Below are 22932 nucleotides of genomic sequence, written 5' to 3'. Positions count from 1 at the left end.
CCCGCCCCGCCGGAGCCACTGCGGCCCGGCCCGGGAGCGGGGCGCCGGTCACTGCCCCGGTGCGGGCGGATCGGCCGACCCACCGTCGGCGGCGAGCCGTTCGGCGGCGTACCGCTCCACCCGATGCTCGAACGAGCGCCCGACCACCCGCCCGACGACCAGGCCGGCCGCCAGGACGACCACCAGCAGGACCCAGCTCGCGTCCTTGAGGTAGCGGTCGGCGGCTGCACCGAGCAGGTGGATGATGATCGAGATCCCCCCGGCCCAGCAGGCCGCGCCCGCGGCGTTGGCCATCAGGAAGCGGGGATAGGTCAGCCGCAGGGTGCCCGCGAGCGGGCCGGCGAACATCCGTAACAGGGCGATGAACCGTCCGACGAAGACCGTGCCGGTGCCGTAGCGGTCGAAGAGGTGTTCGGCGTACGCGATCCGGTCCGCCGTGACATGGCGCGGGAACCGTCGGGCCAGCCGGTCGAGCAGCGACGGTCCGTAGTGCCGGCCGACGCTGTACCCGATCGAGTCCCCGACCACCGCGCCGGTGAAGGCGGCCACCGCCACCCACACCCCGGACAGGTGCAGGTCGGGACGGGTGCTCATCAGCGACCCCGTCATCAGCGCCGTCTCCCCGGGGACGGGCACCCCGATGCTCTCCACACCGACCAGCAGCCCGATGACGAGGTAGACCGCCAGCGGAGGGATGGAGTGCAGGAACGTGATGAAGGTCATGGCATCCAAGCGGTCGGGCCCATCGGGAGACGTACGCCCCCCCGACGATAGCCGGAGCGCGCTGAGACGCGGCGAAGATCCCCGCCCCCTCCGTCGGGCGGGTCAACGAAGCGGTGCGTACGCCGGGCTCGGCTCACGATGCGCGATGCGTACGCCGGGCGCGGCCCGCGATGCGTACGGGCCGCCGGCTCTGGCCCTGCGACGGGGACGAAACCTACGATGCAGGGGTGGAGATCTCTCGCCGGCCGGCGCACAGCACCCCGTCCCGTCCCGACACGACCGACTGGACGGTGGCCGGCTTCGAGGGCTGCGCGCAGTGCGGCTTCCGGCCGATCCGTCCGCTCAGTGCGATCCCCGCACGGCTGACCGACTCGATCGGACGCTGGCGAGTCGTGCTGGAGCGCGCCGACGTGGCCGTACGTCCCGAACCCGACGTGTGGTCGCCGCTGGAGTACGCCTGCCACGTGCTGGACGTCCATCGGGTGTTCACCACCCGGGTCGAGCAGATGCGGTCGGAGGACACGCCGACCTTCGCGGAGTGGGACGGTGAGGTCGCCGCCGTCGAGGGCGACTACAACGCTCGCGACCCGCGCTCGGTCGCCTCCGACTACGAGACGGCGGCCCATCGCGCCGCCGAGCTGTTCGCCGCACTGGAGGAGGACGCCTGGCAACGGCCCGGGCTGCGCGCGGACGGCATGCGCTTCACCATCGCGTCCTTGGCCGATTACTGGCTGCACGAGGTGCAGCACCACCTGGCCGACGCGGAGCGCTGACCCGGCACACTGGAACCGGACAAGGACTCCGACCAAGCCAGCCGGAACCAGGCCGAGCCGGAAACACGCACGGACCGAACACACACGGCCGAAGCCAGGCGCAGTCGGAACCAGACGGAGTCGGGGCCAGGCACCGTCGGAACCAGACGAGCCGGAACCAGGCAGAGGGGCAGCAATGATCGAGTTCACCTGGACGGACACGGTGGCGGAGGCTCACCTGTGGGCCCGTGAGCTCCACCCGTTCGCCGAGATCGCGACGACGATGGGCCAGCTCGCCGCACGCCGGGCCGATCTGACGCCGCGCCCGCTGCCGATCGGCGTGTTCCCGGCCGGGACCACCGACCTCGACCTGCTCGACCAGGTCCTCGTCGCCCGCTCCCCGCAGACCCTGGTCGCCGACGTCCTGATGGAGCCGTTCGCCGAGATCGAACAGCGCTGCGCCCGGCTCACCTTCGACGATCCCGGCCGGGTCGTCCAGTGGGACCGGGACCAACCCGTCGTGGCGATGGGCGCCGAGGTGGTCCGTGACGACGAGGTGGTGGACACCATCGGGTTCCTCGCCGACTGTCTCGACCTCAAGCAGCAAGAGTGGGACGAGCTGCGCGAGGGCTGGCTGCCCCGGCTCGCCGATGGCGGCTGGCAGCCCTGCAGCACAGCCTTCCTCACCGCGGCGATGACCGGCTTCCCCGACGTCTACCAGCGCCAGTCCGCCCCGCGGATGCACGACGTCATCCTGATCGAGCCGCTCTGCCCGCACCCCGTGGTCCGCGCCGCCCTGGACTCCCTGCGGCCGGTCCGCCGCTGATCCCGACCCCGGCCGTACGCCGCTGCCCGTACGCCGCTGATCCACCGCCCCCCGTACGCCGCCGGCCGTATGCCGCCGACGGCCCGCTGATCGCCACGGATCCCGACCCCGGCCGTACGCCGCCGACGGCCGCCGACCGTACGTGCTGGTCCGGCCCGTACGTCCCGGGGTAGACTCAGCCCGTGCTGTCCTGAGGATCGAGTCCGTCCCGCGCCCGAGGCCCTGCCCGGCGGGATTCCCGCTGCCCTCCCAGGATCCTGATGCCGTCATCGCATATTTCTTCGCACCCCCACGCCGGCACCCCCGGTGCCGCTCGGCGGTCCGCCCGCGCTCCCCTGGCGGCCTCGTCGGCCGCGGGCGCCGACCACCTGCGGGTGGACGGGGTCTCCCGCTCCTTCGCCGACCGTCGGGTGCTCACCGACGTGTCCTTCTTGGTGGCGTCCGGCGCCCGGGCCTGCCTGATCGGGGAGAACGGATCCGGCAAGTCGACCCTGCTGCGGATCGTCGCCGGCCTCGACCGGCCCGACACCGGCATCGTCACCGCCCCCGGGAGCGTCGGCCTGTTCCACCAGCAGCCGCCGTTCCCGCTCGGGCTCACCCGCGCCGAGGTGCTGGCCGACGCCGTGGCGCCGCTGCGTGCGATCGCCCGCCGGGTGGAGGCCGCGGGTGAGGCGATGGCCCGCGGCGAGGCCTCGGCGGCCGACCGCTTCGAGGCCGCCCTGCAGGAGGCCGAGGCCCGGCAGGCCTGGCAGGCCGGGCACCTGGTCGACCGGCTCGTCGAGGGCCTCGGTCTGGGCGCGATCCGCGCCGACCGCAAGGCCGAGGCCATGTCCGGGGGCCAGGTGGCCCGACTGTCGCTGGCCTGGCTGCTGGTCCGCCGGCCCGACACCCTGCTGCTCGACGAGCCCACCAACCACCTGGACGACGCGGCCACCGCCCTGCTCGTCGACCTGCTCGCCGGGTGGACCGGCCCGGTGCTGCTGGCCAGCCACGACCGGGCGTTCCTCGACGAGGCGGCCACCGTCCTCCTCGACCTGGATCCCGCGCCGGTGGCGTACGCGGCCGTCCGCCACGACCGCGACTCGCCCGGGTCGGGCTTCGGGGTGACCCGCTACGCCGGCAGCTACACGGCCTACCGGGCCGAGCGGGACGCAGCCCGGGAGCGCTGGGAACGGCAGTACCGCGACGAACAGGCCGAGCTCGAGCGGCTCCGCCGGCGCGTCCGCGCCGACCACACCGTCGGGCACGCCGGCCGGGCACCCCGCACCGAGGGCAGGGCCGCGAAGAAGTTCTACGCCGACCGCAACGCCACCGTCGTGTCGCGCCGGGTCACCGACGCCTCCGCCGCGCTGGCCGCGCTCGAGGCGGCCCAGGTGCGCAGGCCACCGGCCGAGCTGCGGTTCAGCGGCCTGGCCGGCACACCGTCCCCGCGGGGGCGGACGCCCGGGCCGGTCCTGGTCGCCACCGAGGTGGCGATCCCCGGGCGGCTGGCACCGATCTCGGTCGCACTCGGCGTCACCACCCGGCTGCTGGTCACCGGCCCGAACGGCTCCGGGAAGTCGACCCTGCTGGCGATCCTCGCCGGCACCCTGACCCCCACCACCGGGACGGTGTCGCGGGTGGGGCGGCTGTCGGTCGGGCTGCTCGGCCAGGACATCGTGCCCCGCGACCCGGACCGTACGGTCCTCGACACCTACCGGGAGGCGGTCGGGGCCGACCGGGCCGGGCGTACGCCGCTGGGTCGGTTCGGCCTGGTCGCGGGCCGGGACGAGGAGCGGCCGTTGGGCACCCTCAGCGTCGGTCAGCGCCGCCGTCTGGACCTGGCGATCCTGCTCGCCGCACCGCCGGACGTGCTGCTGCTCGACGAGCCGACGAACCACTTCTCGCTGCTGCTGGCCACCCAGCTCGAGCGGTCCCTCCCGGACTACCCCGGCGCGGTGGTCGTGGCCAGTCACGACCGTCGGCTGCGCGCCGGCTGGGCCGCAGCGGAGCTCGCCCTCGGCGTCGCACCCGGCGCCTGACCATCACCCGGAGCGACCCGGCTGCCTCCGGACCGGACCCCGACCACCACCGTGAGCCCGGCTGTCTCCGGCCGGGGGCGAGCGCCTCCGGCGGAGCGGACCGATCCGCCGAGGGCCCGCCGGCCCGGGCGCGCTGGGGGACATTCCTGGAAGGTCCCCCGCGGACGGGGCCCCGGTTCGCGGCGCGGACCCGCCCGGCCCTAGGTTTGGGTGCAGACATGGCTGTCACAACATCTGCACAGCCGCCACACACCCGACCGAAGGAGAACCGTGGGTCAGAACACCACGCTCGCGATCATCCTGGTCGTCGTCGGTTCGTTCTGCTACGCACTCTCCGCTTCGTTCCAGCACCGCGCCATCAAGCGCAAGGTGCATCGCAACGAGGAGAAGCGCCCGCTCGGCTTCCGGGCATTCCTGCAGACGGTCACCTCGCGCCGGTGGCTGGCGGGCGCGGTCCTGCTCGGCATCTCGGCGATCCTGCAGATCATCGCCCTGTCGCTGGCCCCGGTGAGCGTGGTCCAGCCGGTCGGGCTGTTGGCCTTCCCGTGGTCGATCCTGATCCAGGCCCGGCTGCACCACCAGCGGATCCGGCGCCGGGTCGGCCTGGCGGTGACCCTCACCGTGGGCGCCACCGCCGCCTTCACCGTCCAGAGCGCCCTGCACGCCGTGCCGCGCTCCGACCTCAACGGGGTGCGCGTCGCGATCGGGGCCGCAGTGGTCTACCTGCTCACCCTCGCCTTCGGCCTGCTCGGCGCCCACGGCCCCAAGCACTGGCGCTGCCTGCTGTGGTCCTCCGGCGGGGCGATGCTCTACGGCCTCGAGGCGGCCCTGGTGAAGTCGCTGATCGACTTCATCCGCAAGGTCAACTGGATGCACTCCCCGCTGCTGTGGACGATCCTGATCGCCCTGGCGCTGGGCAGCCTGACCGCCGGCTGGATGATCCAGCAGGGCTTCGCCACCGGGCCCAGCGAGATCGTGGTCGGCTCGACGACCATCACCAGCCCGGTCATCGCCGTGACGTACGGCATCGCTGTCCTCGGCGAGGGACGGCTGCTGGACGTGCCGGCCGCCGTCACGATGGTCCTCTTCGCCGCACTGGCGGTCACCGGCGTGGTGGTGCTGACCCGGCTCGACAAGTCCTGGGACGAGCGCCCCGTCCTGCGCTGAGCCGGACGGGGCCGCCCGCTCAGTCAGGGACGGGGCGCCGCCTGCTCAGTTGAAGTGGAACAGCCGCTGCGCGATCCGGTAGCCGGCGATCGACAGCCGCCGGCCCAGCGGCCCGGCGAGGTTGGAGCCGAGCACCACGAAGTGACGGCCCAGCCGCGCCCGCAGGTCCGGATCGACCGAGTCGATGTGTTCCCACATCGACCGGCGCATCTCCAGCGCCTCCTCGTCGCCTCGGATGATGGCGAAGATCGACGACGCCGCGACGATCAGCGCCAGGTAGTTCTCCATGTACCGGGCCAGCTTGCGGTCCGGGATCCCCTCGGGCAACTTGTGCGCCTCGACCATCGCCCGAGTGACCCGCATCTGCTGGTCGAGACGCCCCAGCATCACGGACTCGTTGACCGACTGGTCGTCGCGGCCGATGAAGTAGTGGTAGAGGTCGACCGGCAGGTAGTAGAGGGTCCTGACGTTCGGCAGCGGCACATACACGTAGATGTTGTCCACGTAGAAGGTGTGCTCGGGCAGCACCACGCCGCTGTCCCGCAGCACCTGGGTCCGGTACGTCGCGGCGTGCATCAGGATGTTCTGCCCCAGCGCGAAGAGCCGGGTCTTCTCCCAGGCGACCTTCTTGTTGGTCGGCAGCGGGCCGAGGTAGCGGATCACCCGACGGCTGCCGGTGGCGACGTGCTCGTACACGTAGTTCGTCACCACGAGGTCGACCGGATCGCCGGACGCCACGAACCCGCGCAGCTTGCTGAGCAGCAGGCCCAGGGCGTCGCGGCCGAGCCAGTCGTCGGAGTCGACCACCCGGAAGTAGTGCCCGGTCGCCGCGGCCAGGCCGGCGTTCACCGCGCCGCCGTGGCCCTTGTTCTCCTGGTGGATGACCTTGATCGTGTCGGGGTGGCGACGGCCCCAGGCGTCGGCCTTCGCCGCCGTGTTGTCCTTGGTCGAGCCGTCGTCGACGATGATGATCTCGACGTCGGTCGCGCCCGTCAGCAGCGACTCGACGCAGTGGTCCATGTAGTCGGCCGAGTTGTAGCAGGGGATCGCGATGCTCAGGATCGGACGGTCAGCGGCGGGCATTCAGTTCTCCTCGGTCTGTGCTGCGGCCCGGCCGCCGCTGCGGGGCCCTGGGGCTCCGGCGAGGAGCCGGTCGGACAGCGCCAGGGCGTTCGCCACGGTCGCGTCCATGTTGTAGTAGCGGTACTCGGCGAGCCGGCCGATCGGGTGGAAGTCGGGGTACTCCTGGGTCAGCGCCACGTACCTGCCGTGCAGCGCGAGGTGCTCGGCGTCGAGCACCGGGTAGTACGGGTCCATCCCGGTGTCCGGCTCGTACGGCTTGGAGTACTCCCGCACGATCGTCGTCACCCCGGCCAGCTCCTGGCGGGTGAGGTACTTGAACTCGGTGATCCGGGTGTAGTCCTCGGAGACCGTGTAGTTGATCGTGCCGCGTTGCTGGAACCAGTCCTGCTGGTAGGTCTCGAAGACGAAGTCCAGCGAACGGTACGGCAGGCTGCCGAAGCGGTTGTCGAACAGCTCGTCCAGCGGGCCGGTGTAGACGACCGTGCCGGCGAAGGTCTGCCCGTCGATCCGGACCACCCCCGGCGTGGTCAGGTCGAGCACCGTGCGGGCGTCGACGTCGGTGCGGACGGTGATGCCGGGGTGGTCGAGCATCCGCCCGATCAGCGCGGTGTAGCCGTCGGTCGGCAGGCCCTGGTGCGGGTCCTGGAAGTAGCGGCAGTCCTCGGAGAGGAACACCGGCACCCGGGCGGTGACCGACGCGTCGATCTTGTCCGGCGTGGTGCCCCACTGCTTGAGCGTGTAGGTGAGGAAGACGTTGCGGTAGACGTACTCGGCGACCTCGGCCAGCTCCGGATCGTCCTCGGCCCGCAGATCGTTGATCGAGACCTTGGCGCCGTCACCGAAGCGGGCGACCATCTTGGCGATCAGCTGCTCGCCACGCTCCTCGCCGAACGCGAGACGCATCGACACCTTGTTGAACGGGACCGGCAGGAAGGTGCCGTGGACGTTCGCCAGCACCTCGTGGGAGTAGCCGTTCCACTGCGTGAAGCGGGACAGGTAGTCGAAGACCCGCTCGTCGCGGGTGTGGAAGATGTGCGGGCCGTACTTGTGCACCAGCACCCCGGCCTCGTCGACATGGTCGTACGCGTTGCCGCCGATGTGCGGGCGTTGTTCGAGGACGAGCACCCGCCGCCCGCCGCGCTCGGCGAGCTCCCGGGCGATCGTGGTGCCGGCGAACCCGGCGCCGACGACGACCGCATCGTACGTTCCGACATCCGGACCGTGCCCGCTCACGTTGTGCGCACTCACGTCGTGCCCGCCGGCCTCGGGACCGCGGTGCTCCCCCGCGTCGGAGCCACCGGGCGCACCCGCGTCGGGGCCCGGGACCGGGGGTGCCTGCCTGCTGTGATCGTGCCTGTCGGGATCGTCCGGAGCCGCGCCCTGCGCGCCCCCCGCACCGTCGGCCGTACGGCCTCCACCGGTCTCCACCACAGTCCTGCCTTCCTACCGCTCGTCCGGGCCACCCGCCAGGGGGCTCATCGGGGGCCACCCACCCGGGCGCCGCCGCGCGGGCGATCGGCCGGTCCGCTCACGCGGGGCCGGAGAGCCGGATGGCACTGTTCAGGGATGCTAGTCGGCGCGCCATCGGTCTCCCGCATCGGGATGGCATGTCGCCGGACGCTCCTGGGTTTCCCCCCGGGCGCCGCACGCACCGTCGTCACGCGGTCGTACGGGCCGGCAGACCCGCCGGGGCAGCCTGCGGACACCCGCTCGACGCCGACCCGACCGCAAGGGCTCACCGGGCGGTCACCGGACCGCCATGTCGAGCGGCGCGCCCGACCAGGTGAGCTCCTCGGAGTCCGTCCGGATCCGCACCGCCGGGTGCGGATCCAGGGTGATCCCGACCCGTACGGTCTGTCCCGCCGGTCCGGTCGACTCGTAGGTGATCCAGGTGCAGTCCTTGCCGACCACCCGCAGCCGGGCACGGACCAGCCAGGGGTGGCGGCGGCGCAGCCCGATCAGGTCCTGGTGCAGCCGGTACATCCAGGCGCCGTACGGGGCGAGTCGGTCGGGGCCGGCGGGCAGTGGCGGCCGGACCGGATCGTCCGCGGCGGGCCCGGTGCCCTTGCGACCGCGGAAGGCCTCCTCGTCGCCGTAGTAGATGCTCGGCATGCCGGGGGTGGTCATCAGCACGGCGAGGGCGAGAGCCGCCCCGGCGTCGCCGACGGTGTCGGCGATCCGGTCGACGTCGTGGTTGCCGACGAAGGTCTGCAGGACGACGTCACGGCTGAACCGGTCGTGGCGCTCCAGCGCCCAGGCGAGTTCCCAGAGGTTGCGGTCGCGCAGCGAGCTCCAGGTCGCCTTCCACAGCTCGTACCCGGTGACCGAGTCGAGGGTGCCCGCGGCGGCGATCGCCGGATAGTCGCCGTGGATGACCTCGCCGATTACGATCATCTCCGGGAACTCGGCGCGGACCCGGGCGAGGACGGTGCGCCAGAACCACGACGGCACCGAGTAGGCGACGTCGAGGCGCCAGCCGGCGATGCCACGACGCAACCAGTGCAGCATGATCGCCACCACCGCGTCCGCGACCCGGGGATCGTCGTGGCGCAGCGGGACGAGGTCGCCGTGCCCCTCCCAGGTCGCCGGGACGCCCCGGCGGTGGCCCTGGCCGTCGTCGGACCAGTCGATCCGGACCAGGCCGGCGCACTCGCTCTGCGGCCCCTCGGCCAGCGCCCGCTCGACCCAGGGATGGCGACGGCCGACGTGGTTGAACACCCCGTCGAGCACCACGGCCAGACCCCGCTCGGCCGCCGCGGCGAGCAGGTGGTCGAAGTCCGCGTCGTCGCCGAGCCGGGGGTCGAGGGCGAAGTGGTCGAGGGTGTCGTAGCCGTGGGTGTCGGAGGCGAAAACAGGACCGAGCAGCAGCCCCGAGCAGCCGAGGTCGACGACGTGGTCGAGCCACGCCTCCAGGCCGGACAGCCGATGCACCACCTCGGCCGGTCGTTCGCCACGGATCGGGGCCCCGAGGGCGCCCAGCGGGTAGACGTGCCACCAGACGGCGGTGTCGAGCAGAGACATGGGAGTTCCTTTCCGGCCGGCAGGCTCGCCGAGACCTGCGGGTGTGCGGGAGGCGCAGGGTGCACGTGCAGGCAAACCGACGATCAACATCGTTACTGAGTCAGCCTCAGCAATGATGCCGAGCCTAACTCACTAGCTTGCTAGAATGAAACCCGTGCCCCCTGACCATGAACTTTCGGCCGACCACAAACGTGCGACGGACCGTGTGCGTACGGCCGGCCATCGGCCTACGGCTGGGCACGACCGGGTGGCGGAGCACGACCAGGCGGCTGGACACGACCAGGCGGCTGGACACGACCAGGTGGCGGAGCATGCGCGTACGGCCGACCACGAGCGTGGGCCACGTACGGATCGCTCCCCACGGCAGCGCCTCGATGCCGAGACCCGTCGCGCCGAGATCCTGACAGCGGCGACCGACCTCTTCGCCGGGGCCGCGTACGCCGATGTCGCCGTCGCCGATATCGCCGCCGCCGCGGGCTCCTCCGAGGCGCTGGTGTTTCGCTACTTCAGCACGAAGGCCGGGCTCTACACCGAGGTCGTCCGCGCTTCCCTCGCGGACCTCGCCCGGCAGCAGCGTGCCGCCGACGACACTCTCCCGCCCACCACCTCAGCGCGCGACCGGGTGACGGCAGCCCTGCAGATCCAGCTCGGCCATGTCGCCGACGGCGCGGTCGCGACCCGCGGATTCCTCGAGAGCGGCACCGAACCCGCCCAGACGCTCGCGGTCCGCAGGGAGGCCCGGGCCGCGACCATCGAGACCCTCCGCCGAATCCTGCTACCAACGCCGTGGGACCGCCATGAGTTCGCCCTGTGGGGCTTCCTCGGGTTCCTCGACGGAGCGTGCGCGCGCTGGGTCGCGGGCGGCTGCCGCGAGGAGGAGCGCTGGCCACTGATCGAAGCGGCGCTCGGCGCACTCGAGGGCGCCCTGGGGGACTGGGGCCGCTGACGGTACCCGCGCCGTTCGGGCGCGCCGCAGCCGCCCCACGCCACGGCACCGTCCGAGGGGTCCGTCACAGCGGGATCGTCGCAGTACGGCCCTCGCCGTGTGGGCCGGAAGCGAGGCAGCGGATTGGGTTCTCAGGTCGCCACAGCGGGATCGTCGCAGTACGGCCCTCGCAACGGGATCACCTCCCACAGAGGACCATCACGGCGAGACCGTCACGACGAGACCGTCACGACGAGACCGTCACGGCAGAGTCCGACGCTCATCGTCAGGCCGCCTCCTCTTCACAGAGTCATCGCGGCTTCACGCGGTCAGCGCGGCGCGGAACCGTTGGTGGCGACGGGGCCGGCGGGTCCGATCGACGTGGAGCGGTGGCAGGACCTCGGGGAGGCCGTCGGCGCCGAGCCGGATCTCCCACCGACGCCCCGGCGGGTCCGCGGTCGGTTCCACGATCCCGTGATGGTGCGCGCACACCAGCACCAGGTTGTCCAGCGATGTCGCTCCACCGCTCTGCCACGGGACCAGATGATGCGCGTGACACGCCGCTGGCGGCCTGTCACAACCGGGGAACACGCAGCCCCGGTCGCGGATGGTCAGTGCCGTACGGATCGGTGCGGTGACCAGGCGATGCTCGCGCCCCACATCCAGCGCCTCCGAGCGCCCACCGAGGACCACCGGGACGAGGTCGGCATCGCAGCACAGCTGCCGTAGGTCCCCCGCCGCAACCCGCTCACCCGGCCCGATCAGGTCACCGGACGTCGCCAGCTCCGTCAGCCGCTCCAGTGGGACGGTGACCACGATCCGCGGCCGATCACCCCCGTGGGCGGGCGCGTCCTGGTGCAGGGCGGCAGCAGCCGCCAGCTCGACCAGCGCATCGGCCCGCCGCATCGCCGGAGTCACCTCCTCCGCCAGCGGATCCAGGGCATCCAGGGCGGCGCGGCGATCCCGGGCAACGATCGCGTCGATCTGCACGATGAGCGCCTGCGCGGCCAGCACCGGCAACTTCCCCTTGATCAGGACCGACCCCTGCCCGTCGGGGACGAAGAACAGCGACCGGTTACGCCGGGCCCGCCGCGCCTCCCGCTCCAGCCTCTTGGCCTCCAGCTCGTCCGCCGTGTCGGGCGCGAGGACCTCCAGCAGGTGCTCGGCCGCGGTCGTCAGGCCGCGCGAATCCAGGGCCGCGGCGAAACCGACCATGTCCACCTCGGCCTGCCGGAGCGTCTCCGGGCCGAGCTCGTCGGGCAGATCGACCAGCACCTCGCAGATCGAGCGCGCCTGGGTCGGCGACACCTCGCCCGCCAACCCCGCCGCCCGCACCAGCGGGAACGCCGCCAGGTCACGACCCTGATGCAACAAGGCCCACACCTCCCGTCGCGTCATCCGCCGGGTGTCGGCCAGCCAACTCACCACCGACAGACCGGTCGCCGCGACATCAGCACCGGTGGCCTCGGCCTCACCGATCAGCACCGACGCCAGCATGCGCAGCCGGTCCGCGGCCTCGATCGCCGCCGATGCCAGATCCACCCGCTCCCGATCGGAGGCGAATCCACGGTCACCCGGACCACCGTCACCACCCGGACCACAGTCCTCGGTCAGACCGTCAAGCAGCCCCAGGATCCCGGCGAGCACCTCGCCGGTCCGGGTACCCCACTCCCGTTCCATGTCCCCGACACTAGAGGAGGCCTCTGACAATGAATCGAACACCCGTACGACAAGGGGTGATGCCCTCGACACGCCTCCGCCCCCCGCCGGCCAGCTCTCGGGCCGGGTCCCCGGGCCGGGCCGCCCGGCCGGGTTCCTGGAAGGGGCCGCTGGGTCGAGCCACCGAGCCGGGCTCCTGCGCCGGACCACCGAGCCGGGTTCCTGCGCCGGACCACCGAGCCGGGCCGCTGGGGCGGGCCGCTGGGCCGGGTTCCTGCGGACCGCCGGGCCGGTTCCTGGGGCGGGACCGCTGACGGCGGCGAGGGACCTCGGACAGCTCCGACGCCTAGACTGCCGACCTGTGACAGCAGTGACAACCGATGCCCACCAGGGCCAGCCCCTGCGCCGCGCGGCGTACGCGGACCCCGGTTCCCCCCGCTACGCCACGATGCTCGCGATCATGTGCGTGGTCGTCGTGCTGTCCAACATCGGCGGCTCCAAGGGGGTCGTCCTCGGCCCGGTCATCACCGACGGCGGCTTCTTCCTCTTCCCACTCGCCTACATCCTGGGCGACACCATCACCGAGATCTATGGCGTCCGCGCCGCCCGCCGGGCGATCACCGCCGGGTTCCTGACCAGCATCGGGGCGGTGCTGACGTACGCGATCATCATCGCGCTGCCCGGCTTCACCGACGACTACGGGCTGGCCAAGCAGGCGGCCCTGGAGACGGCGCTGGGCCCGGTGTGGCAGATCGTGCTGGCCAGCATGCTCGGATTCATCTGCGGCCAGTCGGTGAACTCCTTCATCATGTGGGCCCGCAAGAAACGGCGCCTGGAGCGCGGCCTGATCGGCCGGCTGGCCGGGTCGACGGGCGCCGGGGAACTGGTCGACACCCTCGTCTTCTGTTCGGTCGCCGCGACCGCGATCGGCATCACCACGCCCGGCCAGTGGGCCAACTACACGTTCTTCGGGTTCGTCTACAAGGTCGCCGTGCAGTACGCGGTGATGCCGCTGACGGCGTACGTCATCCGCCGGATCAAGCGGACCGAGCCGAGCTACCAGGCCGCCCTGGCCGCGGCGGAACAGCCGGCTGCAGGCAGTGCCGCCGGAGCCACCGAGGAGCCCCGCACCCGCGCCTGACGCGACCGTCCGTTGCCGGATCGTCAGGACCGGGGCCGGAGAGCTGCCCCTCGTCCGCCGGTCCGTCGGACTGTCAGGGGCGAGGAGCCGAGGGCTGTTCCTCGTCCATCGGGTCCCGGCCCTCGATACCGGGGCCATCGGGGCCGTCCGCCCCGTCCCGGCCGTCCACCCCGTCCCGGCCGGACGGAGCGTCACGGAGCAGGGCAGCCGACAGCCGGTCGACGGCGAGCAGGCCACCGATCGCCGGGGCCAGGTGTCGGGTGAGGCCGCGGCGCCGCAGCCCGCCCAGCGAGATCGGCTCGCCCCGGAGCAGGGCCCGGATCGCGGCCAGCAGCGCCTCGGGGTGGGAGTCCAGCACGCTGTGCCCGATGCCCGGCACCCGGACGAACCGGGACCGACGGGCCAGCGCGGCGGTCCGTTTCGCCACGCTCGGCGGCGTCGTGAGGTCCCGCTCCCCGGTCAGCACCACCACCGGCCAGTCGAATCGCGGCAGCGCGGCGGGCAGGTCGAACGGCTCCTTCTCGAACGCCGGGAAGCGGGCCAGCAGGCCGGCGGTGGCGTACGCCGGGTCGAAGATCAGCCCGTCGGGGGCCGGGGCGTACTGCAGTTCCCGGGTGGCCAGGTTGCCGACCAGCCCGAACTCCATCACGTACGGCACCGACCGGGCAGTGCCGTGCGTCCGCGCCACCCGGAACGTACGGTCCACCAGGCCGGTGCGGTGGCGGGCCCGCTGCTCCAGGTAGCGCTCGAGCCGGGGCACCCCGCCGAACTCGTAGAGGAACGCCGAGGTGGCGCCCAGCGGCAGCGGATCGGCCCCCTCCTTCTCGACCAGCCGGCGGATCCGACGGGCTGCGGCCGCGGTCGGGCCGCGCTCCCCCTCCCACAGCAGCCGGCGGGCATGGGCCCGTACGGCGTCGTGGTCCTGCGCGGAGAGCAATGTCGAGTCGAGCACCATCGCGACCACCCGTTCCGGGTGGCGCACCCCGAAGCCCTGCGCGAGATAGGTGCCGTACGAACTGCCGACGATCACCGCCCGGTCGATGTGTTCGGCGTCCAGGACAGCGGCGATGTCGTCGACGGCGGCGGCGACCGTCATCGCGGAGGCGGGCAGCTCGGCGCCGGTCAGGTCACGGCGTGAATACCCGACGCCCCGGTGCTCGACCATGACGATGTCGAGGTCAGGCGCGGACCGCCGCAGGCCGCCGTACACCCGGACGGACCCCAGCCCCGGACCGCCGGGGATGATCACCACCGGCACGCCGGCGCCCCGGTGGGCGCGGACATAGGCGAGGTCGAACTCCGGCGTGTCCATGCTCGCCGGCCGCCGCACCGTACGGAACTCCCGGGCCATGGCCCCCAGCGTACGTTCGGTTCGCGGCGTTCGGTCCGCGGCGTTCGGTCCGCGGCGTTCGGTTCGCGGCGTTCGGTCCGCGGCGCCGGCGGTCCGGACGGGCGAGACTGTGCCCATGACCTCCGAGCGCCCCCTCGTTCCTTCGGACCCGCGCCCTTCGGGCCCACCGTCCACCTCCGGCCCAGGGTTCCCTTCGGACCCCCGCCCTTCGGCCCCACGGTCCGCCTCCGGCCCCCGGCCTTCGGAGCTCCCGTCCCCCTCGGACGGGGCGATCACCGACCTGGCCCGGTTGCTCGCCGAGCTGACCCCGCAGCTGTCACCGACACCGGTGGTCCACGTCGTCGTCGAGGACCTCCCGGACGATGTCTCGCCGTTCGCCACCGTACGCGAGGCCGAGGGCCTGACGCTGGTCCTGGCGCAGGCCGAGGCGGACCGGCTGGGGCTGGCGTACGACCAGGTCGCCGCTGTCGTCACCCTCCAGGTGCACTCGGCCCTCGAGGCGGTCGGGCTGACCGCGGCGGTGTCGACCGCGCTGGCCCGCGCCCGGATGAGCTGCAACGTCATCGCCGGCGCCTTCCACGACCATCTGCTGGTGCCCTGGGAACGCCGAACCGAGGCGGTGGCGATCCTGGAGGCACTGGCCCGCCGGTCGGCCGGTGACAGGTCGGAGGTCCCACCGACGGCAGGCACACCGTCGGACAGCACGCCGTCGCAGGTCCCACCGACGGCAGGCACACCGTCGCAGGTCCCGCTGTCGGACGGCTCGCCGTCAGGCGGCACACCGTCGCAGGTCCCACCCGTCGGGCCTCTCGTTGTCGCAGCGCGACCAGGCCTGACGAGGGGCGGGAACGGTCAGCGTTCCCGACCGGGCGGCCGCCCGGGTCACTCGTCGATCTGCAGGCTCTCGGCGAAGTGGAAGGACACGATGTCCAACCGCTCACGCAGGTAGAAACGATGCGCCGCGTGCCGCTGCACGCCGGAGTCCAGGTCCAGCACACCGCAGCGGTGCCGCCGGGCGATCTCCTCGGCGTGTTCCAGCAGCGCGGCCCCGACCCCCTGCGACCGCACCGAATCGGCGGTCACCAGGTCGTCGACGTAGAGCTTGCGGCCCGCGGAGGTGTTCGCGATGACCCGCCACCCGCACACCCCCAGACAGACATCCCCCTCGAACGCCGCGAAGAACGAGGGCCGCTGCGCGTCGGAGGCCAGCACCTCCGTCAGGTCGTCGGCCCCCAGGTGGGTCCGCAACTGCTGCAGCACCGGCAGCGCTGCGGCCCAGCGTGGATCACCCGCCGGCAGGTTCACGATCTCCATCACACGGCCTCCTCGTCGTCGTCCGGGACGGCAGCGGCTGCTCGGACGTGGCCCGACTCGGACGCGTCCGCACCGGGCCCCGGCCCCTCCTGACGAGGGTAGGCCCATCCGGGCCCCACCGGTGAGGTCGGCTCGCCCCGGCCGGCACCGCAGCCGGCGGATATCGGTCGACGCAACAACTGGCGCCCAGCGGTGCCTCCCGTCACGACGAGCACCTCGGCGTGTGGCCGAGCAGGCGTGTGGCCGAGCAGACGTGTGGCCGAGCAGACGTGGGCGATCAGAGGTACTCAAGGTTGACCTCGCCGGCCGGGTCGAAGAACTTGCACTCCCCCGGTCGCGGTCGGACCCGGAGGCGCTGCCCGGCAGCCAGGTGCTGGTGCTTGTCGGCGCGTACGGTCAGCCGGCCCCCGCGTACGGTCACGGGGCCCTCCGCCGCCGCCGGGGTGCAATGCGCGAAGGACTCCGAGCCCAGCTCCTCCACCAGGTCGACGGTCAGCGCGATGGTGTCGAGCCCGGGGGCATCGGCAGCTTCGACGGACGCAGCACCCACGGAGGCGGCATCGAGGCAGGCGGCGCCGGTGACGTCGGTGGAGGCGGTAGCGGTAGCGGTGTCGACGATCTCCCAGGCCTCGGGGCGGATCCCGACGATCACCGAGGAGGCGCCGGTGGCGGCCAGCTTCGCCACCAGCCGCGGCGGCATGCCCAGGTCGATCCCGGAGTGCTGCGCCGTGCCGCCGAGCAGGGCGCGACCCTCGCGGATCGGGACGCCGTCCAGCAGGGTGATCGCCGGGGAGCCGATGAACCCGGCCACGAAGGTGTTGTACGGCGCTTCGTACAGGGTCGTCGGGCGGTCGACCTGCTGCAGCCGGCCGGCGTCGAGGACACAGACGCGGTCCCCCATCGTCATCGCCTCGGTCTGGTCGTGGGTGACGTACACCGTGGTCACCCCCAGCCGGCGCTGCAGTGCGGCGATCTCGGAGCGGGTCGACACGCGCAGCTTCGCGTCCAGGTTCGACAGCGGCTCGTCCATGCAGAAGACCTTGGGGTCGCGGACGATCGCGCGGCCCATCGCCACGCGCTGCCGCTGCCCGCCGGACATCTTGCCGGGCTTGCGGTCGAGCAGGTCCTCCAGCTGCAGCATCCGCGCGGCGGTCTCGACCTTGGTGGTGATCTCGGGCCGGGGCATCTTCGCGTTCTCCAGCGCGAAGGCCATGTTCTGCCGGGCCGTCATGTTCGGGTACAGCGCGTAGCTCTGGAAGACCATGGCGCAGTCGCGGTCCCGCGGCCGCATCGTCGTCACGTCCTTGCCGTCGATCATGATGCTGCCGGCGTCGACCGGCTCCAGGCCGGCGAGCATCCGCAGCGTGGTGGACTTGCCGCAGCCCGACGGCCCGACCAGGACGAGGAACTCGCCGTCCTCGATGGACAGGTCGAGCCGGTTCACCGCCGGCCGCTGCGCGGGGTCGAAGATGCGGGTGGCCGCGACGAAGTCGACGGTGGCCATGGGGTCCTCCTGGGACGTGGACGTACGTGGTGGGGCGGGTGTGCGGGGAACGGGACGGGCCGCCCCCAGGGGACGTGGGGCGGGGTGGCGGGGGCCGGCCGCGCCGGGCGGGAGGTACGACGCTGTGGCGTACGGCGTACGTCCCGCCCGACGCGGACCGGTGGGTCCGCGGCGAGCGGACCCGGCGGGTCAGAGCAGCGGCTTGATGTCGCGGTCGATGACCTTCTGGGTCTCGTCCTGCAGCTGCCCGAAGACGGTCGCCACGTCTTCCTTGCCGGTGGTGATCCGGTCCAGCGCGGCGCCGATCCGCTGGCCGCCACCGGGGACGAAGACGCGGGCGGCGTCCTGCGACCTGGTGTTCTCGTTCACCTGGCGGATAGCGGTGGTGGCGTTCGGGTTCTGGGCGAGGAACTTCTGCTCGGCCGCGTCGTCCAGGGCGTCCTTGCGGACCGGCATGTAGCCGGTGGCCTGGGTGAACGTCACCGTGTTGGCGGTGTTGGTGAGGTGGTCGATGAACTTCACCGCGGTCACCTTGCGCTCGTCACTGATCCCGGCGGGCACGGCCAGGCCGGCGCCGCCGGTCGCGGCACCCGGCCTCGGGCCGGGCAGGTAGGCGGTGAAGAAGGGCGACGAGGCGGACGCGGTCAGCCCGCTCAGCGAGCCGGTCGACTCCAGCAGGGCGGCGGCGCCGCCGGTGGAGAACTGGTTCACCGCGTCATGGGAGATGGCGATGTTGCCGGCCTTGACCTGATCCTGCAGGAACTGGCCGGCGGCGATGGTCCCGGCCTTGGTGAAGGTGGGGGTCCAGCCGTCGGAGTACGCGCCACCGAAGGTCCACACCATGCCCTGGAAGTACCAGTCGAGGTAGCTCTTGCCGTCCGGGACGACCAGCGCCGGCCTGCCGCCGTTGGCCTCCTTGAGCTTCGGGGCCCACTCGGCGAACTGCGCCCAGGTGGCCGGGCCGGTGCTGCCGAGGCCGGCCTTCTGCATCAGCTCGGTGCTGAGGTACATCAGGTTGGTCGACCGGGAGTACGGCATGCCGTAGTGCTTGCCGTTGTAGGCGTAGTCCTCGCGCAGGGTGTCGACGAAGGTCTCGGCCTTCACCCCGGCCGTGGCCCACAGCTCGTCGAGCGGGGTGGTGGCCTTGTTGAGGGCGAAGTTGAACCAGGTGACGTCCGAGGCGACGATCACGTCGGGCAGCTCACCACCGGCGAGGGCGGCGTTGAACTTCTGCGCCAGCTCCTCGTAGTTGGCACCACCGTCGACGAGCCTGGCCGGGGTGTTCGGGTTGGCGGTGTTCCAGGCGTCGATCATCTTCTGCTCGATGGCCTGCGACTTGCCCGGGTGGTTGGACCAGAACTGGAGCGTGCCGTTGCCCTTCTGACCGGCGGAGGCCCGGGTGCCGCAGGCGGCGAGGGCTCCCACCGAGGCGGCGGCACCGGACAGGGCGAGGAAACGACGACGGGAGAGGGACATGCTCGTTCCATTCCTTCTGTTGTGGACTGCTGATGGGCGTGCTGGCAGGGGGTTGCTGATGGTGGATCGTGGACGGCATCGGGTGCCGTACGCGGCCAGGGAGGGGGATCGGAGGCGGTGGGGCCGGCCCTTCACGGCGGTCAGCCCTTCACGGCGCCGGCGGTGAGGCCCTTGATCATCTGTTTCTGCAGGATGAGGAAGACGACGAGGATCGGCAGTGAGGCGAGCACGGTGCCGGCCATCACCGGGCCCCAGTTGGTCAGGCCCTCGTTGTTCTGCAGGAACGTCAGGCCGACCGGCAGCGGGGCCACCTCGGCGCCGTCGGACATCAGGAACGGCCAGAGGTACTCGTTCCATTCGTTGACGATGGTGATCAGTGCGAAGGCGACCACCGTCGGCCACGACATCGGCAGGATCACCCGGAACAGGGTCCGGACGAACCCGGCACCGTCCATCAGTGCGGCCTCGCGGATCTCCCGCGGCAGGGAGAGGAAGTGGTTGCGCATCAGGAAGGTGCCGAACGCCACCCCGGCCAGCGGCACGATGATGCCCTGGAAGGTGTTGCGCCACCCCCAGCCGGCGACCAGGGCGTAGTTGGAGATGACGGTGATCTGGTTCGGCACCATCAGCGAGGCGATCACCCCGATGAAGATGACGTTGCGCCCCGGGAACCGCAGGAACGCCAGGGCGTACGCGGTGAGCACGCCCAGCGTCACCTTCACCACCACCAGGGTGCCGGTGATGATGAGCGAGTTGCGCAGGTAGGTGAGGAAGGCCACCTCGGTGCGGACGTAGGTGTAGTTCTCCGGGGCGAGCGGGTGCGGCCACCAGGTGATCGGGTCGGAGTAGATGTCCGGCCGGGTCTTCAGCGAGGTGATCACGATGAAGTAGAGCGGGACCATGATCACTGCGACGGTGACCACGATGCCGAGGTAGCCGAGCATCCGGCCGGCGACGCCGCGCTCCCCCGACTCGCGGGTGGGCCGACGCGTACGTCGCGCTCCTTCGGTCTCCACGTCCCGGCTCGCGGCGGCGGACCCGCGACGCGTACGACCGGTCCCGGAGGTGGACCGGCGACGCGGACGTCGCACACCCTCGGTCTCCGGGACGGGCGAGCCGTCCTCGAGCGGGGCGTCGGTGTGCGTGATCGTCATCGTCAGTCCTGCCTGTCCTGGAGACGCACCTGGACGAGCGTGACGGCGAGGACGACCAGGAACATGATGGTGGCCACCGCGGCGCCGTAGCCCGCGCGGGAGTTGACGAAGGTCTCCTGGTAAACCTGGTAGACCATCGTGGTGGTGCCGGTGCCCAGTGGGCCGCCCCGCGTCATCACGTTGATGATGTCGAACACCTGCAGCGAGTTGAGCAGCACGGTGACCGACAGGAAGAACGTCGTCGGCCGCAGTTGCGGCAGCGTGACCCGGAAGAACTTGCGGACCGTCGAGGTGCCGTCGATCTCCGCCGCCTCGTCCAGCTCGGCCCGCCGGCCCTGCAGGGCGGCCAGGTAGATGACGAAGACGTAGCCGACGTTCTTCCAGATGTAGGTGACCGTCACCATGAACAGCGCCCAGCCGGGCACCTGGTAGAAGTTCGGCGACGCGACGCCCAGCCGGCCGAGCAGGTCCTGGATCAGCCCGAACGTCGGGTCGAAGACGAACTGGAACGCGACACCGATCGCCGCCCCCGAGATGACGAACGGGGCGAAGACCATGGATCGTACGGCCCCGCGGCCGAACAGCTTCTGGTCCAGCAGCAGCGCCAGCGCCAGCCCGAGCACCATCGACCCGGCCACCGCCGCGACGGTGAAGACCAGTGTGTTGAGCACCACCGTGCCGGTGTCGCGGGCGGTGAACCACTCCACGTAGTTCGCCGGGCCGACGAACGTACGGCGCGGCGAGGAGATGTTCCAGTGGAAGAAGGACAGCCAGATGTTGTCCAGCAGCGGCCGGTAGGTGAACAGCGCCAGCAGCACCACGTTGGGCAGCACCAGCACCGCGGCCAACCCGACCTCACGCCAGGCGTACGGCCGCCGCCGCGGCACCACGTCAGGGGCCGGCGCCCCTACACCGGGGGACGAGGCCTTCCCGTTCGGGGCCTGGGCCACCACGCCGGGGGACGGGGCCACCCCGTTCGTCAGAGCCACCCCATCGAGGGGAACAGCCGCCCCGTTCGGGGTCACCCCGTTCGGGGCCTGGGCCACCGCACCAGGGGACGGGGTCACCCCGTTCGTCAGGGCCACCCCATCGAGGGGAACAGCCGCCCCGTTCGGGGCCTGGGCCACCGCACCAGGGATTGCGCCGCTCGTCCGCGGCGAGAGCATCGACGGACTCACGTGCTCGAACGTTGCCCCTCGTCGATGAATGCGCGGCGCTGTCGACGTGACACCGAGGTGTACATCACACGAACGGATGCGCCGATGCATCCTCGGTATGCCGGGCGACCGGTCGACCGGTATGCCGGTATGCCGGTCGGTGCTGCACGCCTTCGGTCCCGACCGGATCCCGGAGCTTCGCCCTACCGGTCTCGGCAGTGCCACGCACCCGCACCGACACCTTCGGACACTGCCCGCCCGCTCTCCTCCGCCCGGTAGTGCCGTACGCCCACAGCCGACGCCCCCCGGCCCCATCCACCCGGCGATGCCGTACGCCCACAGCCGATGCTCCACACGTTGACCGATGCTCCACGTATCAGGCGACGTTCCTCGACCTGACCGACGGAGCCCCGTCGGCCCATGCGAGGAAGGGGAGCGTCCATCAACAGCATCGGCCGATACACGCCAGCCCCGCCCTCACAGCCCCACCCACGAGGCCCGGACCACGCAACCCGGACCACGCAAATCCGGACCGCACAGCCCGGAGCGCCCGCCCGGCCGCCGGGCCCGGGCCTGTCTCAGTCCACGACCAGTTGCAGCGCGACGTCGGGCTGGTCGGTGGTGATCGCGTCGACCCCGAGCTGCAGGCAGAAGGCGATGTCGGCGGGATCGTTCACTGTCCAGACATGCACCTCGAATCCGGCCTCGTGGGCGCGACGCACCAGGTCGGGGTCGCGGCGCACCATGCCGAGCCAGGGGCTGACGGCGGGGGCTTCCACGCCGGCCAGCACCGGCACGGGGTACTGCAGCTGCGACCGGGGGACGTCGGGCAGCAGCTCGGCGAAGACGCGTACGCCCTCGGGGTTGAAGCTGATCATCCGTACCGGCGCGTCGGCGCGGACCCAGCCGCGCTCGCGCAACAGGTCGGCCAGCGCGCGCTCGACGTCGGTGCCGCGCGGGTTGGGGTGCTTGGTCTCCACCACCGCGAGGACGTCGACGCCGCGCCCCCGGGCCTCGGCCACCAGGTCGAACAGCTCGGGCACCGTGATCAGTTCCCGTTGCTCGGCGGTGGCCCCGGGGCCGACCAGCCAGGAGCCGATGTCGATGCCCTTGAGCTGGGCGACGGTCAGGTCGCGGGCGGCCACCTCGAGGCCGCCGGTACGCGCCAGGTCGAGGTCGTGCAGGCAGACCAACCGGTCGTCGGCGCTGAAGTGGGTGTCGCATTCGAGTCCCAACCGACGCCCGGTGCGGGCGGCCAGGTCGATCGCGGCGACGTACGCCGCGCGGCTCTGCTCGGGCTGACGGGAGGACCAGCCACGATGGGCGATGACAAGAGTCACGGCTGCAGGCTAGCCCCCGGAGGGTCGCCGGCCCGACGACCGCCCGCGCACCGCCCCCGCAGGCCGCCCGGTGCCCCTACGCCCGCCCCCGCAGGCCGTCCGGTGCCCCTACGCCCGCCCCGGCAGGCCGCCCGACGCCGCTGCACCCCGCGAGCCGACCACCACCGCGGCGGGGTGGCCCACATGGCGTCCACCGAGGGACGACAATGGGCCCATGCGTGTGCTGATGGTCGAGGACGATCCCTCCCTCTCGAAGCTCGTCGCCGACGGCCTGCGGGGCGAGGGATTCATGGTCGACGTCGCCGCCCACCGCCCCCA

Annotated in this window: 19 protein-coding genes; 7 read left to right on the top strand and 12 right to left on the bottom strand. The window is 72.0% G+C overall.

All coding sequences use genetic code 11. From position 1 onward, the window contains the following. Positions 1 to 48: 48 nt before the first annotated feature. Positions 49 to 723 (bottom strand): DedA family protein, encoded by a 675-nt coding sequence (locus VB059_RS09470; protein WP_323421777.1) that lies wholly within the window; start codon positions 721 to 723, stop codon positions 49 to 51. Positions 724 to 950: 227 nt separating this feature from the next. On the opposite strand from VB059_RS09470, the gene VB059_RS09465 reads away from it, so the two are divergent. From VB059_RS09465 to VB059_RS09450, 4 genes are all read left to right on the top strand, one after another. After that, positions 951 to 1496: a DinB family protein gene (locus VB059_RS09465; protein ID WP_323421776.1), complete on the top strand. Its 546-nt coding sequence runs from the start codon at positions 951 to 953 to the stop codon at positions 1494 to 1496. Positions 1497 to 1671: 175 nt separating this feature from the next. Continuing rightward, positions 1672 to 2301 (top strand): hypothetical protein, encoded by a 630-nt coding sequence (locus VB059_RS09460; RefSeq protein WP_323421775.1) that lies wholly within the window; start codon positions 1672 to 1674, stop codon positions 2299 to 2301. Positions 2302 to 2561: 260 nt separating this feature from the next. Beyond that, positions 2562 to 4322: an ABC-F family ATP-binding cassette domain-containing protein gene (locus VB059_RS09455; RefSeq protein WP_323421774.1), complete on the top strand. Its 1761-nt coding sequence runs from the start codon at positions 2562 to 2564 to the stop codon at positions 4320 to 4322. A gap of 270 nt (positions 4323 to 4592) precedes the next feature. Next, entirely contained in the window at positions 4593 to 5489 is an 897-nt protein-coding gene (locus VB059_RS09450) for a DMT family transporter (protein ID WP_323421773.1), read from the top strand. Positions 5490 to 5534: 45 nt separating this feature from the next. On the opposite strand, the gene VB059_RS09445 is transcribed toward VB059_RS09450, so the two are convergent. The 3 genes from VB059_RS09445 to VB059_RS09435 all read right to left on the bottom strand — a co-directional run bounded on the left by VB059_RS09445 (position 5535) and on the right by VB059_RS09435 (position 9593). After that, entirely contained in the window at positions 5535 to 6572 is a 1038-nt protein-coding gene (locus VB059_RS09445; RefSeq protein ID WP_323421772.1) for a glycosyltransferase family 2 protein, read from the bottom strand. Continuing rightward, positions 6573 to 7820 carry a UDP-galactopyranose mutase gene (gene glf / locus VB059_RS09440; RefSeq protein WP_323421771.1) on the bottom strand — a complete coding sequence of 416 codons (1248 nt, stop codon included), beginning with the start codon at positions 7818 to 7820 and terminating at the stop codon, positions 6573 to 6575. A gap of 498 nt (positions 7821 to 8318) precedes the next feature. Beyond that, a complete protein-coding gene (locus VB059_RS09435; protein ID WP_323421770.1) occupies positions 8319 to 9593 on the bottom strand; it encodes an alpha-amylase family glycosyl hydrolase in 1275 nt (424 codons plus the stop codon). A gap of 301 nt (positions 9594 to 9894) precedes the next feature. Here VB059_RS09435 and VB059_RS09430 point away from each other — a divergent pair, with 301 nt between their 5' ends. After that, positions 9895 to 10539, top strand: a complete 645-nt coding sequence (locus VB059_RS09430; protein WP_323421769.1) for a TetR/AcrR family transcriptional regulator — start codon at positions 9895 to 9897, stop codon at positions 10537 to 10539. Positions 10540 to 10839: 300 nt separating this feature from the next. Here VB059_RS09430 and VB059_RS09425 read toward each other — a convergent pair whose 3' ends face one another. Further along, entirely contained in the window at positions 10840 to 12198 is a 1359-nt protein-coding gene (locus VB059_RS09425; protein WP_323421768.1) for an HNH endonuclease signature motif containing protein, read from the bottom strand. A gap of 340 nt (positions 12199 to 12538) precedes the next feature. Here VB059_RS09425 and VB059_RS09420 point away from each other — a divergent pair, with 340 nt between their 5' ends. After that, entirely contained in the window at positions 12539 to 13318 is a 780-nt protein-coding gene (locus tag VB059_RS09420) for a queuosine precursor transporter (RefSeq protein WP_323421767.1), read from the top strand. Positions 13319 to 13391: 73 nt separating this feature from the next. Here the strand turns inward: VB059_RS09420 and VB059_RS09415 are convergent, their stop codons facing one another. Further along, entirely contained in the window at positions 13392 to 14669 is a 1278-nt protein-coding gene (locus VB059_RS09415) for an alpha/beta hydrolase (RefSeq protein ID WP_323421766.1), read from the bottom strand. Here VB059_RS09415 and VB059_RS09410 point away from each other — a divergent pair. Continuing rightward, positions 14629 to 15618 carry an ACT domain-containing protein gene (locus VB059_RS09410; protein WP_323421814.1) on the top strand — a complete coding sequence of 330 codons (990 nt, stop codon included), beginning with the start codon at positions 14629 to 14631 and terminating at the stop codon, positions 15616 to 15618. The genes VB059_RS09415 and VB059_RS09410 overlap by 41 nt on opposite strands. Here the strand turns inward: VB059_RS09410 and VB059_RS09405 are convergent. The 6 genes from VB059_RS09405 to VB059_RS09380 all read right to left on the bottom strand — a co-directional run bounded on the left by VB059_RS09405 (position 15552) and on the right by VB059_RS09380 (position 22614). After that, complete coding sequence (locus tag VB059_RS09405; RefSeq protein WP_323421765.1) at positions 15552 to 15983, bottom strand: GNAT family N-acetyltransferase; 432 nt, start codon at positions 15981 to 15983, stop codon at positions 15552 to 15554. The genes VB059_RS09410 and VB059_RS09405 overlap by 67 nt on opposite strands. 277 nt (positions 15984 to 16260) lie before the next feature. Further along, positions 16261 to 17487, bottom strand: a complete 1227-nt coding sequence (locus VB059_RS09400) for an ABC transporter ATP-binding protein (protein ID WP_323421764.1) — start codon at positions 17485 to 17487, stop codon at positions 16261 to 16263. Positions 17488 to 17676: 189 nt separating this feature from the next. After that, on the bottom strand, positions 17677 to 18963 hold the full coding sequence (locus tag VB059_RS09395; RefSeq protein WP_323421763.1) for an ABC transporter substrate-binding protein: 1287 nt from the start codon (positions 18961 to 18963) through the stop codon (positions 17677 to 17679). 140 nt (positions 18964 to 19103) lie between these two features. Continuing rightward, entirely contained in the window at positions 19104 to 20117 is a 1014-nt protein-coding gene (locus tag VB059_RS09390) for a carbohydrate ABC transporter permease (RefSeq protein WP_323421762.1), read from the bottom strand. A gap of 2 nt (positions 20118 to 20119) precedes the next feature. Continuing rightward, complete coding sequence (locus VB059_RS09385) at positions 20120 to 21106, bottom strand: sugar ABC transporter permease (protein ID WP_323421761.1); 987 nt, start codon at positions 21104 to 21106, stop codon at positions 20120 to 20122. 746 nt (positions 21107 to 21852) lie between these two features. After that, positions 21853 to 22614, bottom strand: a complete 762-nt coding sequence (locus VB059_RS09380) for a glycerophosphodiester phosphodiesterase (RefSeq protein WP_323421760.1) — start codon at positions 22612 to 22614, stop codon at positions 21853 to 21855. Positions 22615 to 22932: the final 318 nt, after the last annotated feature.

It is taken from the genome of Raineyella sp. (assembly GCF_034933565.1).
Lineage (GTDB): Bacteria > Actinomycetota > Actinomycetes > Propionibacteriales > Propionibacteriaceae > Raineyella.
This window is presented reverse-complemented; position numbering and strand designations above follow the sequence as displayed.

Bases quoted from the DNA above. Each gene is read 5' to 3' on its own strand.
- VB059_RS09435 (WP_323421770.1), bottom strand. From the start codon at position 9,593: ATGTCTCTGCTCGACACCGCCGTCTGGTGGCACGTCTACCCGCTGGGC.
- VB059_RS09390 (WP_323421762.1), bottom strand. From the start codon at position 20,117: ATGACGATCACGCACACCGACGCCCCGCTCGAGGACGGCTCGCCCGTC.
- VB059_RS09425 (WP_323421768.1), bottom strand. From the start codon at position 12,198: ATGGAACGGGAGTGGGGTACCCGGACCGGCGAGGTGCTCGCCGGGATC.
- VB059_RS09445 (WP_323421772.1), bottom strand. From the start codon at position 6,572: ATGCCCGCCGCTGACCGTCCGATCCTGAGCATCGCGATCCCCTGCTAC.
- VB059_RS09455 (WP_323421774.1), top strand. From the start codon at position 2,562: ATGCCGTCATCGCATATTTCTTCGCACCCCCACGCCGGCACCCCCGGT.
- VB059_RS09460 (WP_323421775.1), top strand. From the start codon at position 1,672: ATGATCGAGTTCACCTGGACGGACACGGTGGCGGAGGCTCACCTGTGG.
- VB059_RS09395 (WP_323421763.1), bottom strand. From the start codon at position 18,963: ATGTCCCTCTCCCGTCGTCGTTTCCTCGCCCTGTCCGGTGCCGCCGCC.
- VB059_RS09405 (WP_323421765.1), bottom strand. From the start codon at position 15,983: ATGGAGATCGTGAACCTGCCGGCGGGTGATCCACGCTGGGCCGCAGCG.
- VB059_RS09470 (WP_323421777.1), bottom strand. From the start codon at position 723: ATGACCTTCATCACGTTCCTGCACTCCATCCCTCCGCTGGCGGTCTAC.
- VB059_RS09400 (WP_323421764.1), bottom strand. From the start codon at position 17,487: ATGGCCACCGTCGACTTCGTCGCGGCCACCCGCATCTTCGACCCCGCG.
- VB059_RS09415 (WP_323421766.1), bottom strand. From the start codon at position 14,669: ATGGCCCGGGAGTTCCGTACGGTGCGGCGGCCGGCGAGCATGGACACG.
- VB059_RS09410 (WP_323421814.1), top strand. From the start codon at position 14,629: ATGCTCGCCGGCCGCCGCACCGTACGGAACTCCCGGGCCATGGCCCCC.